Below are 12,989 nucleotides of genomic sequence, written 5' to 3'. Positions count from 1 at the left end.
AAATAAAAAATGGAAAGGAATTGATACCCATCACACTTACGATTGAAAAAACAAGTGTCGAAAAGCAAGCGATTGAAGCGAAGAAAGCAGCAAAAACATTGTCCTTATTGTCAACTGATGAAAAGAATCAAGCTTTACTGACAGTTGCAGATATCCTCGAAGCTGAATACGAAACGATTTTGAAAGCGAACGAAGAAGATCTTGCTCAAGGGCGTGAAAAAGGCTTTGACGCTGCGTTCATGGATCGTCTGTCACTGAATAAAGAACGAATTTTTGAATTTGCGCAAGGTCTTCGTGACGTATCAAAGCTTGAAGATCCGACAGGTGTCATAAAGTCAGACTGGACCCTTGATAATGGCTTGAATGTACAACAAGTGAGTGTACCGCTCGGCGTAATCGGAATGATCTACGAAGCACGCCCGAACGTGACAGTCGATGCGACAGGTCTTGCTTTGAAATCCGGTAATGCCATCGTATTGAAAGGCGGATCATCTGCCCTTTCATCAAACAAATCGATCGTTGATGTAATGCACCGTGGTTTAGAGAAGACCAATATTCCGAAAGAAGCTGTACAGTTCATCGCAAGTACAGATCGTTCAGCAACTCAAGAGCTGTTTACGATGAAAGAACACATTGATGTTCTGATCCCTCGTGGTGGTGGTTCATTGATTCAAGCAGTCGTGAACAATGCAACTGTTCCAGTACTTGAAACAGGGGTCGGCAACTGCCACATCTATATCGATAAATTTGCGGATGTTGAGAAAGCGATCAATATTCTTGTAAATGCGAAAACAGATCGTCCAGCAGTTTGCAATGCTGCGGAAACAGTGATCGTTCATAAAGAATGGCTAGACACAAATAAAGAAGCACTGAATAAAGCCTTTGAAGACCACTCAATTACAGTCCATGGTGATGATTATGCTCAGAGCATCATTCCTGGTGCTGTACCAGCTGATGAGGAAGACTGGGCAAATGAATATCTTTCGACAGATATCGCTGTTAAAACAGTGAATGAGGTAACAGAAGCCATCGATCACATTGAAGAGTATGGCACGAAGCACTCTGAGGCAATTGTGACAGAGGACGACCAAGCTGCAAAGACATTCCTAGGGCTTGTAGATGCAGCAGCTGTTTATCATAACGCATCTACACGGTTCACTGATGGCGGAGCTCTTGGTTTTGGAGCTGAAATCGGTATTTCCACCCAAAAACTACATGCTCGCGGACCAATGGGACTTCCTGCCCTCACCACTGTCAAATATGTAATGCGCGGAACTGGACAAATCAGATAAAGCTCTAGCTGAAAAAGGCCGATCTACATCAATCGATGATGGATCGGTTTTTTTTATGTTATGAGCTTAACCCAGCAATTGTAAGCCAGTTAATCACACCGGTTTAGAAGATAATTACGCCGAACAGTAGAACAGTAATAAAGACCTGGCCTGCATTGACTTACACGAAAAATCCTAGCCCCGGGACCCCTCCCTCCACTTTCATATCCGCAGGACCTTGTACATATCTTGTAATAAAGATCATTTACGGGGAGAGTTTAAGGATGAAAAAGTGGTTCGCAATCATCATTGGCAGCTTATTTATCGGTGTGGGCATCAATGGGCTTCTCGCTCCTAACCACTTGCTTGATGGCGGAATCATCGGAATAAGTTTGATTGCCAATTATACATGGGGCCTCCAGCCGGGTTTAGTCATCATCCTTTTAAGTTTGCCTCTTTATGGACTAGCCTGGTTTTACCATCGATCTTACTTTTATAACAGTTTGCATGGGATGTTGATATCCTCCTTTTTCATAGATGCGTTTGCACCAATCCGCCACTGGAGTCATCCCCCGCTATTGCTATGCGCATTGATCGGCGGCTTTCTAGTCGGGACTGGGATTGGCATCATGCTTCAACAGGATACAAGCACAGGCGGTACTGATTTACTCGCTCAAATGCTTTCCCAATTGACCAAGGTGAATGTCGGCATCCTCATCTTCCTGATTGATGCAATCGTCATTGCCTGCGGTGGTTTGATTCTTGGTACCCAGTCTTTTCTTTATTCGGTGATCACTATCGTTGCGGTCGGCGTAACGACAACTTTTATTACCCTGACGAAAAGTTCTCTTACACCTTCTAATTGACCCGCGGTGCCCAGATTATGATAGAAACACCAATGAGACATACGATCGCCCCGAGAATATCATACTGGTCAGGGGTTTTTCTATCAATCAACCATCCCCACAAAAGAGCTAATACGATAAAAACGCCGCCATAAGCTGCAAACACACGCCCAAAAGTCGGGAAAGCCTGGAAGGTCGGAACGATTCCGTAAACGACAAGAATGAGAGCCCCCACAATTCCATACCAATAAGGGGAACCTTCTCTTAACCAAAGCCAAAACAAATAGCCTCCCCCGATTTCTGCAAGTCCTGCAATGATAAATAGTAAGATTGCTTGAATCATAATTGCACCTCTTTCGTTCATCCTACCCATGATATTTTAAAGATAAGTTTAGCTAAGTCGATTATTACATAGACTGATAATAGAAGTTTACCCCTAGAAGGAGTTACGGAATGCACGTAATATAAAAGTTAGGTGATGATGGCTCTTGGCGATTTTTGTTATCTGTCCGAAATGCAAAGGTTCAGGTAAAGTATCCTCATTAATACCTTTTAATGAGGAAAAGGAAATGTCAAACATGCAAAGGTGTGGGTAAAATCAAATCCAAAAGAGATTCGCACACCACAGTAAAAGGGGCTTTCCCGTAAGTAACGTGCCAGACACCTCCTTTGAACGGAGGGTGTCACGCAATGGAAGGCCCCTTTTATATTCACGTTATATGATTGACTTTATCCATGACGTCTTTCTTGATCCTTTCAAGCTGTTCTTTACTTTCATCAAGGGAAGAAGCCTGAACACCAAAGTAAAATTTAATCTTCGGTTCAGTCCCAGATGGACGTAAGCATACCCATGATCCATCCTCAAGTGTATATTTGATCACATTGGATGGTGGTAACACGATCGCTTCTGTTTCGGTTGATTTCACCAGTAAACGCTCACGGCTCTGGTAATCTTCAATCACAGAAATCGGAATACCTTCGAATTCGGAAGGTGGCTGATTACGGAAAGTCGAAAGAATTTCCTTAATCTGTTCTTCACCCTTCTTCCCCTTCAGCGTCAACGATTCAAGTCCTTCTTGATAGTAACCATACTCTTCAAAGATTTCTATCAAACCTTCGTAGAGTGTCATGCCTTTCGATTTATAATAAGCTGTCACTTCAGCCGCCATCAGACAAGCCTGGATTGCATCCTTGTCACGGACAAAATCCCCGATCAGGTAACCGTAACTCTCCTCGTATCCGAATAAAAATTCATATTGGCTTGAACGTTCAAATTCGCCCATTTTTTCTCCGATGAACTTGAATCCTGTCAAGGTATCAATCGTTTCAAGCCCATATTTCCCAGCGATTGTACGTCCGATTTCGGAGGTGACGATCGTCTTCAGCACTACCCCGTTTTCCGGTAAAGTGCCCTGCGCTTTCCTTTGCTTCAGCAAATAATTGAGGATCAAAGCACCTGTCTGGTTTCCAGTCAGTACAACGTATTTCCCCTGGTCATCCTTAACAGCCACACCGACACGATCGGCATCAGGGTCGGTTGCGATCAACACGTCAGCTCCCTCACGTTCACCATATTGGATGGCAAGTTTAAATGCCGCATGTTCTTCCGGGTTCGGTGACTTTACTGTCGAAAACTCCGGATCTGGCTTTTCTTGTTCGCTGACAACAGTGACGTTCTTGAATCCTAAGGACTCGAGGCCTCTTCGGACTGGTATATTCGCTGTTCCATGCAATGGGGTGAAGACGATTTTCAAATCTTCTTGCTTCTTGATCAACTCACGATCTACAGAAATACCAACTAATTTTTCATTATAAGGACGGTCGATTTGTTCCCCGATGATCTTCAATAGTCCGGTTTCTTTCAACTCATTCTCATCCGAAACTTCGATTTCTAATTCATTTTCAACGTCATTCACAAAATTGATGACATCGTTTGCAGGTGCAGGCGGAAGTTGTCCTCCGTCTTCTCCATAGACTTTAAAACCATTGTATTCAGGCGGATTATGACTTGCTGTGACCACAATACCTGAGAAGGCGTTCAAATAACGAACTGCAAAAGATAATTCAGGCGTCGGGCGAAGGTCTTCGAATACATAGGTCTGAATGCCATGACGACCTAGTGTTTTTGCGGCTTCCATCGCGAATTCAGGTGACTTATGACGGGAATCGTACGCAATCACAACACCTCTAAGCTTCACTTTCTCTCCGAATGATTCTATGTATCTTGCCAGTCCTTCAGCGGCCTTACGTATCGTATACTTGTTCATCCGGTTCGTTCCAGGTCCGATTTCCCCGCGCATACCACCGGTTCCGAATTCCAATGTTTTATAAAAACAATCTTCCAGCTTCTCTTCAACATCTTTCATTTTATGCAGCTGCTGTTGTAATTCCTCATCAAGTTGTTGAAAACTGCTCCAACGATCATAATCTTTTCTCCAGCTCATGTCTTCCTCCTAAACTCATTTATAAACCGCTCATCCCTATTGTATAAGAAATTAAGGCTTTCAACCACTTCTCTGGCGAAGACTTTCCAGAAACCTGCCATAATTCCATAGGCTACCTCTATAAAATTCGTGAGTCCCAACTATTTCAGATGGGTTCAGAGATTCAGAGCCTGATTTATGTCGAAAACAGTTTGTGGCAAATAATGCAGTTACAATGTGTCACTATTCCCCGGAAAATATAAATACAGGACTTTTCACCTAAGAACGGTGTAGAATACTCTCCCATAAATTAAATAGACAGGTCGAATGCCTGTCTGCCTTATTGTAGAATTATTGTTCATCCTGCTTTTTCATCGTCACTTCGTATAGATCGCGTCTTCGGTCTCGGAGTTGCATGACGCTTCCTGACCTTCTATGTCTCCGTAAAATCTCTAAATCGACATCGCCAACCACCACTGTTTCGATATTCGGGTTACATTCACCAACAATCCCATCTCTAGGGAATGTAAAGTCGGATGGTGTAAAAATGCCTGATTGCGCGTATTGGATATCCATATTTTCCGTTTGGGGTAAATTCCCTACCGTTCCAGCTAAGACGGTGTAAACTTGGTTTTCGATCGCTCGAGCTTGCGCACAATAACGCACTCGCAAATATCCTTGTCGATCGTCAGTACAGAACGGGGTGAAGATGATCCGCGCTCCTTTATCAGTCACATATCTCGAAAGCTCTGGGAACTCGATGTCGTAACAGATCAAGATTGCGACTTTTCCGCAATCAGTATCAAAAACATTGACCTTATCTCCAGGACTGACTCCCCACCACTTCCGTTCATTCGGTGTGATATGAAGCTTATATTGCTTTTCAATCGTACCATCTCTCCTGAACAAGTAAGCGATGTTATAGATCTTGCCGTCCTCTTCAACGAAATGGGAGCCACCGACGATGTTCACGTTGTAACGGACCGCCAGCTCTGTGAAAAGTTCGATATAATCTTCAGTGTACTCAGTCAGCCTTCTCACCGCCTGGCTCGGACTCTTTTCATCTAAATAAGACATAAGCTGAGTTGTAAAAATTTCAGGGAAAACAGCAAAATCCGATCCATAATCTGAAGCGACATCCGTATAATATTCAACCTGGTTTGCGAACTCATCGAACGTATAAATCTGTTTCATCATATATTGGATTGTCGTAATCCGTACAGGGAACGATGTTTTGAAATGACGTTTGGAAGTTGCTCTATAATCGATATTGTTCCATTCCATCAAGGTAGCATGAGCATTCGATGCCTTGTCGTCAGGAAGATATGAAGGGTTTACCCGCATCAACGTAAACCCGTTCATCAATTGAAAGGTCAATACTGGATCGAAAATATTATGATTGACGACTTCCTTTACGTATTCTCTAGGTGACATTTTATCGGCGTATTTATGGTAATACGGAATCCTTCCTCCGATGATGATGCTCTTCAAATTCAGTCTTTCTGTCAACTCTTTACGTGCTTCATACAAGCGGCGGCCGATTTTCATCCGCCGGAATTCCGGATGGACCATGACTTCGATGCCATAGAGGTTATACCCTTCTGGATCATGGTTGGTGATGTACCCTTCATCCGTAATCTCATCCCATGTATGTTTTTCATCGTACTCATCGAAGTTTACAATTAAACTCGAACAAGTGCCGACTACTTTACCATCATATTCGACGCAGAATTGCCCTTCTGGAAAAATATTCAGATGACTCTCCAGGTGCTCTTTTTTCCATGGCTCCATATTGGGGAAACATACTTTTTGCAATTTAAGGATTTGATCAATATCTTTTTCTTCTATGTTCCTAAGTATGATTTTCTTTTCATATTTCGACTCATCAAACGATGACATGAACTACCATCCTTCCTTATCGCCAATCCTTCATTCTTGTTTTTAGATCTGAAGTATTCAGTTCCAATTCAATACCATCAGGGTCAAGGAAGTTCACCACTAGACCACCGCCCCGCTCGATCGGACCCCGTACAATCGGGATGCCTTTTTCTTTAAGCAGCTCTACGGTGTTGTAGAAATCATCCTCTTCAATTGAAAATGCAAAATGATCAACACCTGGGACCTCAGCTTCAGTCGTCTTCAGGCTCTTTTTCTCTAAAAGACAGATCCATGCCGAACCACTCTCAAGGTAAGCGTCCGTATTACCTAGATGGACCCTTTTCATACCAAGTATGTCTTCATAGAAATGCAATGATTCAACCAGGTCGTTTACATTAAGTGTGATGTGGTTGAAACCTATGATCGTCATATTCCCGTTTACCGTCCGTTTGAAAACTGTTCGATCATCTCATTTAGTTCCAATTCTGCGAGCGACTCAAGGCGTAAATCATACTCTTCAAACGTCAAATGACGTGTTACCATGTTCGGAATGATGACCGTATGTAATCCGGCTTTTTTGGCTGCCTTCGCACCGTTCGCTGAATCTTCAAATGCCACAGCCTCTTCAGGTTTTACGCCCAAGCATTTCACTGCTTTTAAAAAGAGAGTCGGGTCTGGCTTTACTATTTCCACATCATCTGAAGTTTTGATGCATTCAAAGTAATCGAAAATACCAAGGTTCTTAAGATGCTTTGAAACCCACTTGTAAGAAGAGCTGGAAGCAAGTCCGATCTTCAACTCTAAATGTTCTGCTGCCTCAAGATACTCGATCACCCCAGGCATCGGTCCTTTATCTTTGATGAGCTCCTGGAAAATATCCAATCGCTGCTGTTTGATGGTATTGCGATCGAGTTTCTTACCGATCTGTTTCTCCAGGTATTCATGCGCATCAAAATAATTGGAATGCGTGCCGATACATTCTCCCCAGACCTCTAATGGCAGTTCCGCCCCATGTTCTTTATAGATCTTTTGTAAAACGTCATATTCACACGACTCTGTATCTAAAATCAAACCATCGAAATCGAAAACAATCGCTTTGATCAAACTCCCCACTCCCTTTCCATCATCTAACACCAATATATAAAGAAAACTTGTCGACTGGCAAGTGATAACCATGCCAGAGACATAGTGCCCGTTAAAAAGCAATGTATCAACGCCTACTATGTATTGCATCAATTAATCTGTAATGTCGCCGCTCCCCATCTCCAAATTCAGTAAGTCGTAAAAACAAGCACCCATTAAGGATGCTTGTTCTCGTTATTGAAGGGTGTTCGGGTTCGAAGGAGTAGAAATGCTTGATAGAGCTTGGCCTGCATTGTTTGGATCATGGTCTTTCGTGGCAAGGTCTCCAAGTGAAACAATACCTACCACCTGATTGTTTTCAACAACAGGCAAACGGCGGATCTGGTTGGTGGACATCAATTGAGCAGCCTCTTGGGCACTCATATTCGGGTCCCCCGAAATGATGTTGTTGGACATACATTGAGATACTTGTGTATTTCCATCCATTCCTTGAGCTGTTGAACGCAGTGTGATGTCACGGTCTGTTATGATCCCTCGAAGTTGTCCGTTTTCTACGACCGGTATAGCACCCACGTTATATTGACTCATTAAAGCTGCTGCTTCTTTAATCGATTGTTGTGGAGAAACAGAAGCGACATTACCTGACATAAGTGAACGAATTTGATTATCCATTGTAAGCACATCCTCCTTTCCACTTTAGTTTAGCCGATGGAAATGAAGATTATTTTGCCTTTTTTTACAACGAATTTTGTATTTCATTTTTATAGCAATTCCTCTATACTTATAAAGAATCCATATTTTACATCATGAGGTGGAACAATGGCAAAAGATTATTACAATGAAATTGTCCCCAACAGTCGTAACTGTATTATTGAACAGCCCTGATTATCAAACCATTTGTCGCTGTCATAAATGTACCGTTGATATCATTGCATTGAGTTTGAACAGCATTCATTCCGCCGAGATATGTGACTTCACCGGAAAATCGCGAGCTCATCTACCAGCTGTTCAACAAAACATTCATGTGTACGATGCTCAATAAGCATATCATCAGCGCAATTCATAGTACGTAAAAATCCGAATCATGACTGATGAAACTCCGTAAAGAAACGGACTGACTTTCCATCACTTTTCATAATGATCGTACCCAGCTTGTCGGTCCGAAACACTTGAACATTGTGCGTTTTCAGCCGTTTTAAAACCTCTTTGGAAGGGTAACCGTATTTATTTTTTCGACCTACCGAAATTACAGCAAAATCCGGATTGGCCTTTTTCAACAGTCCGTTGCTTGTCCCCGTATTGGCCCCATGGTGTGCAACCTTCAACACATCAATCTTTTCGTCATCCAACCTTTTCACCACTTCATTCTCAGAAGCCATACCCGCATCAGCCATCAAAAGGATCGATTTTTTCCCATGATCGATTTTCAACACAGCTGAATGATCATTGAGTGATTTGTATTTTTTCCTTAAAGGTGCTAAAAACTCCATCTTGATATTGCGGGCCAATTTTTCTTTTACCCCGGTTTTTGCTTCTATTTGCTCCACTCCAAATTCATCAACCAACCTCATCAACCGCTTGTAATAAGTTGTATGGTATTTGACGGAAGGCATGTAGATCCTATCGATTTCAAAGGATTCAAAAATTGCGTCCATGCTTCCGATATGATCATGATGAGGATGACTTGCAATCAAATAATCGATTTCTTCAATTCCGCGTTTCTGAAGATAAGAAACGACCTTGGGACCGTCGTGTTCGTCACCTGAATCAATCAAGATATTTTTCCCATTTGACAATTCAATGTAAATACTATCCGCTTGTCCGACATCAATCACATGCATTTCGAGGTTCGTCTTCCATAACGCTTCAGCCGGTTGAGGAAATAATACGATCAGCATCAGAATTACAATAAGTAGTCTCATTCGATTTTTGAAGAACCTCCCCTTAAAATTTGCTCTTAGTTTATGTAGGAAAGGGGAGATTATTTTCCATAAAGCTGTTTTCAAAAGTTTGTTAATAATTAAATTTGAAAAGGAAAACCAGGGCAGCGGAAATATGCGAGACTCCTGCTGGAAAGCAAGCTAGGCGAAACCCCGCTATAAAAGGATCTTCGACTATAATAATGAATTTCGACTAAATACCACCTCGTCCTGCGCCTGCGGTTACTCGGCGCAAAACTAAAAGGATGGAATTTAAGTTCGTGGTCTTGTGGTGCACGTCGAAGCCAGTATAAGGAAAGCTTCTAAGAATTCTCATCGTAGAGACGAAAATGATTTCATTTTTGTGTTGACATCCGTGTGCAAGTGAGGAGGCTTGCAGATTGCCCGCGGAAAGCGAGTATATTTCCGAATTTTAATTAAAAACTTCCATAAAAATCCCTTCATCGATTATCGTTGATGAAGGGTCAGCTGGCTTATGCCAAATTCTGTTCGCCTTTCTTGAAAAAACTTCTCATCGAATGATATACATCTCTTTTTTCTTTTAAAATATAGTAATTGAATTTTGGATCTTTGATATTTTTGTATACGCTCATAAGGGTGGAGTGGCGATTGTAAGGATTCACTTCTCCATATCCGAACATATTCGACACTTCCATGATCTGTTGGACCAACTTTATACAGCGAGCATTGTCACTTGTAAGGTTGTCACCATCTGAAAAGTGGAATGGATAAATGTTATAACGACTCGGCGAATACTTACCTTCTATGAGTTCCAGCGCCTTTCTGTATGCGGAAGAACAGATCGTACCTCCACTTTCACCTTTAGAAAAGAAATCTTCCTCAGTTACAACTTTCGCTTCAGTATGATGTGCGATGAATTCAATTTCTACTGTTTCGTATTTAGACCGAAGGAAGCGTGTCATCCAGAAGAAAAAGCTTCGAGCCATGTATTTTTCCCAAATGCCCATTGAACCTGACGTATCCATCATCGCGAGGACCACAGCTTTAGATTCTGGCTTTTCTTTTTCATTCCACGTTTTGAATCGAAGATCTTCTGGAAATATTGGTATGATCGACGGATCTCCTTTCAATGCATTCCGTTTATAGGCGGTAAGGATCGTTTTCTTCTTGTCGATATTGCCCATCAGTCCTGTCTTTCTGATATCATTGAACTCGATCTTTTCAAGCACGATGTCCTCTTGTTCTTTCTGCTGTAAATTCGGAAGCTCAAGTTCTTTGAATAACAACTCTTCAAGTTCTAACAGGGATACCTCTGCTTCATAATAATCTTTCCCTGCCTGGTCGCCAGCACCTTTCCCTTTGCCAGCACCTTTATTACCATTAGGCTTTCCATCACGCGCAATGACATCACCGACTTGGCTTTCTCCGTCTCCCTGCCCGACATGCTTTGATTTATCATAATTGTAACGGATTTTATATTCATCCAGGGAACGGATCGGAATTTTAATGACATCGTGACCATTGGATAGTATGATGCTTTCCTCACTGATCAAGTCTGGTAGATTGTTCTTTAAGGCATCTTGAACTTTCTCCATATGACGCTGTTGGTCTTGATAGCCTTTTCGGTGGAGGGACCAGTTCTCCTGTGACACGACGAAATTTCCTTTTTTATTGACGGTCATTTGATTCCCCTCCTTATTTGATTTCCCCCGAAAAATAAGAGCACGTTTACTTTCGGGGGATTACTCTATCCTATGCAGTAAATGTTCAGAATTGCTAATAAATTCAAACAAAAAAGACGCCTGTCTTTATAAAGTTTTGTATCTTTCTATGGATAACTGAATTTTATCGGACAGGTTCTTAGAGATACAAAAAACGACCGAACAATTCGATCGTCCTTATCAACCAGTCCTATTCATATTTATTCAACTTCAATAATAATTTCGTTCATTTGTTTCCCTTCTGATTTCACTTCTAATTTCCATATACCATCTTCAGGGAACGTTATGGCAATCGGATACCTGTAAGGAGGGATGTTCTCCTTTTGTCCTGAAACGGTCATTTCAATCGGCTCTACTCCACCCCATTTTCGAGTCAACTCGATAGACAATTCATTATAAGGCTTCCATGTAACCAATTCACTTTCAAATACTATATCCTTTTGCGGCTCTTGATTTAATACTAGCCCAATTTCTGATTCTGATCCGGCATAGACCACAGGTTTCTCATCAAAGGTCGTTTCATACAGCCAACTCGTTCGCCACTTAGCTTCATGAAGACCATTGAAATGGGCACCCATCAAATATATTCCGACACTGGTCATTACAAGCATGGTGATCACAAAACTGCGTGTAGTTTTAAAAGCATGCATCATTTCAGAATGCGGTGCGAAAAAATAAAGTATGACGAATATAACGATCAAAATTAATATGACTCCGCCCAGAAAAAGAAACATATGTAATCATCCCTTCCATTTTACCCCTTTTTTATTAATACGTTGTATATACTATTGGGTTTCATTGTTTTTAATGCAAAGGCTTTGTTTTTCTTCATTGTTGATTTATGCGAAATCAACTCCCTTTCCGCCGGCGATCCGCAAGCCTTCTCGCTCGCACCTCAATGCAGGGTTTCGTCTGGCTCGCTTTTCCCGCGGGAGTGTCGCGAATTTCAACTAAATAATTTTCAAATAGATAATCACCAACAGTCATTAACATCGGCAATGCAAAAAAGGGATTGACCCTTTTATCGGGTCAATCCTCTTTTGGCGTTATTTATCCTCTTTATCGGCTTTAGTTTCATGTTGCTCTGGGTCTGGTACTTTACCGCTTTTCTTAACATTTTCATTCGATGAGACGTGTTCCATTACCTTGCTGTGTTCCTTCAGTTCTTTTTCATTTCTCACCATGGAGCTGTTCATTGACTCTTTTTCTTTATCATTTTTCTTAGTTATAGGCAACCACCTCTTGAACTATCGTTACCCATATTTTTCACAAAATAAACCTTTAATGGATGACCTGGAATTCAGACATCGGCCAATACCTGAGATTGACTTCCCCGACGACACTTTCAAGCGGTACGAACCCAATGTGACGGCTGTCGATACTGTGGAGACGGTTGTCACCTAATACGAAAACCATCCCCTCCGGAACGCGTTCCTTGCCAGTGATGTCTTTCAAAGTGAAGTCCCCTGTCAATTGCGAACCTTCCTGCAGATCCTTCCTGAACCGTTCTAGGTATTTCTCTTCAACCTTTTGATCGTTGATGTATAATTTATCATTCCGATATTCAACTTTATCACCTGGCAGACCAATGATCCGTTTGATATAATCCTCTTGTTCATTTGCCTTGAAGACAATCAAATCAGACCGCTGCGGCTTGGTAATATCATAATTGATTTTATTAACAATTAAACGATTACCTTCCTGAATGGTAGGCATCATAGATTCACCATATACGACATAGTTCGTGAAAAGAAAATGACGAACTATAAACGCAATCAGAAGTGCAATTCCAATCGCCTTGATCCATTCCCAAAAACTACCCTTTGTTTTGGTCATGTATGCTTACACACCCTTTTTCGTTATTATA

14 protein-coding genes are annotated in these 12,989 nt (G+C 41.7%); 2 read left to right on the top strand and 12 right to left on the bottom strand.

Annotated elements, in window-relative coordinates; translation table 11 throughout:
- The first annotated feature begins 29 nt into the window (after positions 1-29).
- Together ACJROX_RS03940 and ACJROX_RS03935 are read left to right on the top strand one after the other, a co-directional pair.
- Positions 30-1,292 (top strand): glutamate-5-semialdehyde dehydrogenase, encoded by a 1,263-nt coding sequence (locus ACJROX_RS03940; protein WP_408011569.1) that lies wholly within the window; start codon positions 30-32, stop codon positions 1,290-1,292.
- 263 nt (positions 1,293-1,555) lie between these two features.
- The gene (locus ACJROX_RS03935) at positions 1,556-2,137 is read left to right on the top strand and encodes a YitT family protein (protein WP_408009462.1); all 582 of its coding nucleotides are present in this window, start codon (positions 1,556-1,558) and stop codon (positions 2,135-2,137) included.
- On the opposite strand, the gene ACJROX_RS03930 is transcribed toward ACJROX_RS03935, so the two are convergent.
- The 12 genes from ACJROX_RS03930 to lepB all read right to left on the bottom strand — a co-directional run bounded on the left by ACJROX_RS03930 (position 2,130) and on the right by lepB (position 12,958).
- Entirely contained in the window at positions 2,130-2,459 is a 330-nt protein-coding gene (locus ACJROX_RS03930) for a YnfA family protein (protein ID WP_408009461.1), read from the bottom strand. The two genes, ACJROX_RS03935 and ACJROX_RS03930, sit on opposite strands and share 8 nt — an antisense overlap.
- Before the next feature lie 367 nt (positions 2,460-2,826).
- Positions 2,827-4,560 (bottom strand): phospho-sugar mutase, encoded by a 1,734-nt coding sequence (locus tag ACJROX_RS03925; RefSeq protein WP_408009460.1) that lies wholly within the window; start codon positions 4,558-4,560, stop codon positions 2,827-2,829.
- A 330-nt stretch (positions 4,561-4,890) separates the two neighbouring features.
- Positions 4,891-6,438 (bottom strand): GNAT family N-acetyltransferase, encoded by a 1,548-nt coding sequence (locus ACJROX_RS03920; RefSeq protein ID WP_408009459.1) that lies wholly within the window; start codon positions 6,436-6,438, stop codon positions 4,891-4,893.
- Positions 6,439-6,454: 16 nt separating this feature from the next.
- Positions 6,455-6,847, bottom strand: a complete 393-nt coding sequence (locus tag ACJROX_RS03915) for a VOC family protein (RefSeq protein ID WP_408009458.1) — start codon at positions 6,845-6,847, stop codon at positions 6,455-6,457.
- A gap of 8 nt (positions 6,848-6,855) precedes the next feature.
- On the bottom strand, positions 6,856-7,521 hold the full coding sequence (locus tag ACJROX_RS03910; RefSeq protein ID WP_408011568.1) for an HAD family hydrolase: 666 nt from the start codon (positions 7,519-7,521) through the stop codon (positions 6,856-6,858).
- Between the two features lie 213 nt (positions 7,522-7,734).
- Positions 7,735-8,172: a CBS domain-containing protein gene (locus ACJROX_RS03905; RefSeq protein ID WP_408009457.1), complete on the bottom strand. Its 438-nt coding sequence runs from the start codon at positions 8,170-8,172 to the stop codon at positions 7,735-7,737.
- A gap of 196 nt (positions 8,173-8,368) precedes the next feature.
- Positions 8,369-8,497 carry a hypothetical protein gene (locus ACJROX_RS03900; RefSeq protein ID WP_408009456.1) on the bottom strand — a complete coding sequence of 43 codons (129 nt, stop codon included), beginning with the start codon at positions 8,495-8,497 and terminating at the stop codon, positions 8,369-8,371.
- 85 nt (positions 8,498-8,582) lie between these two features.
- Positions 8,583-9,422, bottom strand: a complete 840-nt coding sequence (locus ACJROX_RS03895; protein WP_408009455.1) for a ComEC/Rec2 family competence protein — start codon at positions 9,420-9,422, stop codon at positions 8,583-8,585.
- 491 nt (positions 9,423-9,913) lie between these two features.
- Positions 9,914-11,083, bottom strand: a complete 1,170-nt coding sequence (gene yhbH, locus ACJROX_RS03890) for a sporulation protein YhbH (protein WP_408009454.1) — start codon at positions 11,081-11,083, stop codon at positions 9,914-9,916.
- 239 nt (positions 11,084-11,322) lie between these two features.
- On the bottom strand, positions 11,323-11,856 hold the full coding sequence (locus tag ACJROX_RS03885) for a hypothetical protein (protein WP_408009453.1): 534 nt from the start codon (positions 11,854-11,856) through the stop codon (positions 11,323-11,325).
- A gap of 312 nt (positions 11,857-12,168) precedes the next feature.
- The gene (locus ACJROX_RS03880) at positions 12,169-12,357 is read right to left on the bottom strand and encodes a hypothetical protein (protein ID WP_408009452.1); all 189 of its coding nucleotides are present in this window, start codon (positions 12,355-12,357) and stop codon (positions 12,169-12,171) included.
- 46 nt (positions 12,358-12,403) lie between these two features.
- Positions 12,404-12,958, bottom strand: a complete 555-nt coding sequence (gene lepB, locus ACJROX_RS03875; RefSeq protein WP_408009451.1) for a signal peptidase I — start codon at positions 12,956-12,958, stop codon at positions 12,404-12,406.
- Between the last annotated feature and the right edge of the window lie 31 nt (positions 12,959-12,989).

Origin of the sequence: Pseudalkalibacillus sp. A8 (genome assembly GCF_045920555.1) — a bacterium.
Taxonomy (GTDB): Bacteria; Bacillota; Bacilli; order Bacillales; family Fictibacillaceae; genus Pseudalkalibacillus.
Note: the sequence above shows the minus strand (reverse complement) of the source record. Positions and strands in the feature narration are given on the sequence as shown.

Excerpts from the sequence above, each read along its gene's own strand:
- yhbH (WP_408009454.1), bottom strand. The coding sequence starts at position 11,083 with ATGACCGTCAATAAAAAAGGAAATTTCGTCGTGTCACAGGAGAACTGG.
- ACJROX_RS03885 (WP_408009453.1), bottom strand. The coding sequence starts at position 11,856 with ATGTTTCTTTTTCTGGGCGGAGTCATATTAATTTTGATCGTTATATTC.
- ACJROX_RS03900 (WP_408009456.1), bottom strand. The coding sequence starts at position 8,497 with ATGAGCTCGCGATTTTCCGGTGAAGTCACATATCTCGGCGGAATGAAT.
- ACJROX_RS03925 (WP_408009460.1), bottom strand. The coding sequence starts at position 4,560 with ATGAGCTGGAGAAAAGATTATGATCGTTGGAGCAGTTTTCAACAACTT.
- ACJROX_RS03935 (WP_408009462.1), top strand. The coding sequence starts at position 1,556 with ATGAAAAAGTGGTTCGCAATCATCATTGGCAGCTTATTTATCGGTGTG.
- ACJROX_RS03920 (WP_408009459.1), bottom strand. The coding sequence starts at position 6,438 with ATGTCATCGTTTGATGAGTCGAAATATGAAAAGAAAATCATACTTAGG.
- ACJROX_RS03915 (WP_408009458.1), bottom strand. The coding sequence starts at position 6,847 with ATGACGATCATAGGTTTCAACCACATCACACTTAATGTAAACGACCTG.
- lepB (WP_408009451.1), bottom strand. The coding sequence starts at position 12,958 with ATGACCAAAACAAAGGGTAGTTTTTGGGAATGGATCAAGGCGATTGGA.
- ACJROX_RS03895 (WP_408009455.1), bottom strand. The coding sequence starts at position 9,422 with ATGAGACTACTTATTGTAATTCTGATGCTGATCGTATTATTTCCTCAA.
- ACJROX_RS03930 (WP_408009461.1), bottom strand. The coding sequence starts at position 2,459 with ATGATTCAAGCAATCTTACTATTTATCATTGCAGGACTTGCAGAAATC.
- ACJROX_RS03905 (WP_408009457.1), bottom strand. The coding sequence starts at position 8,172 with ATGGATAATCAAATTCGTTCACTTATGTCAGGTAATGTCGCTTCTGTT.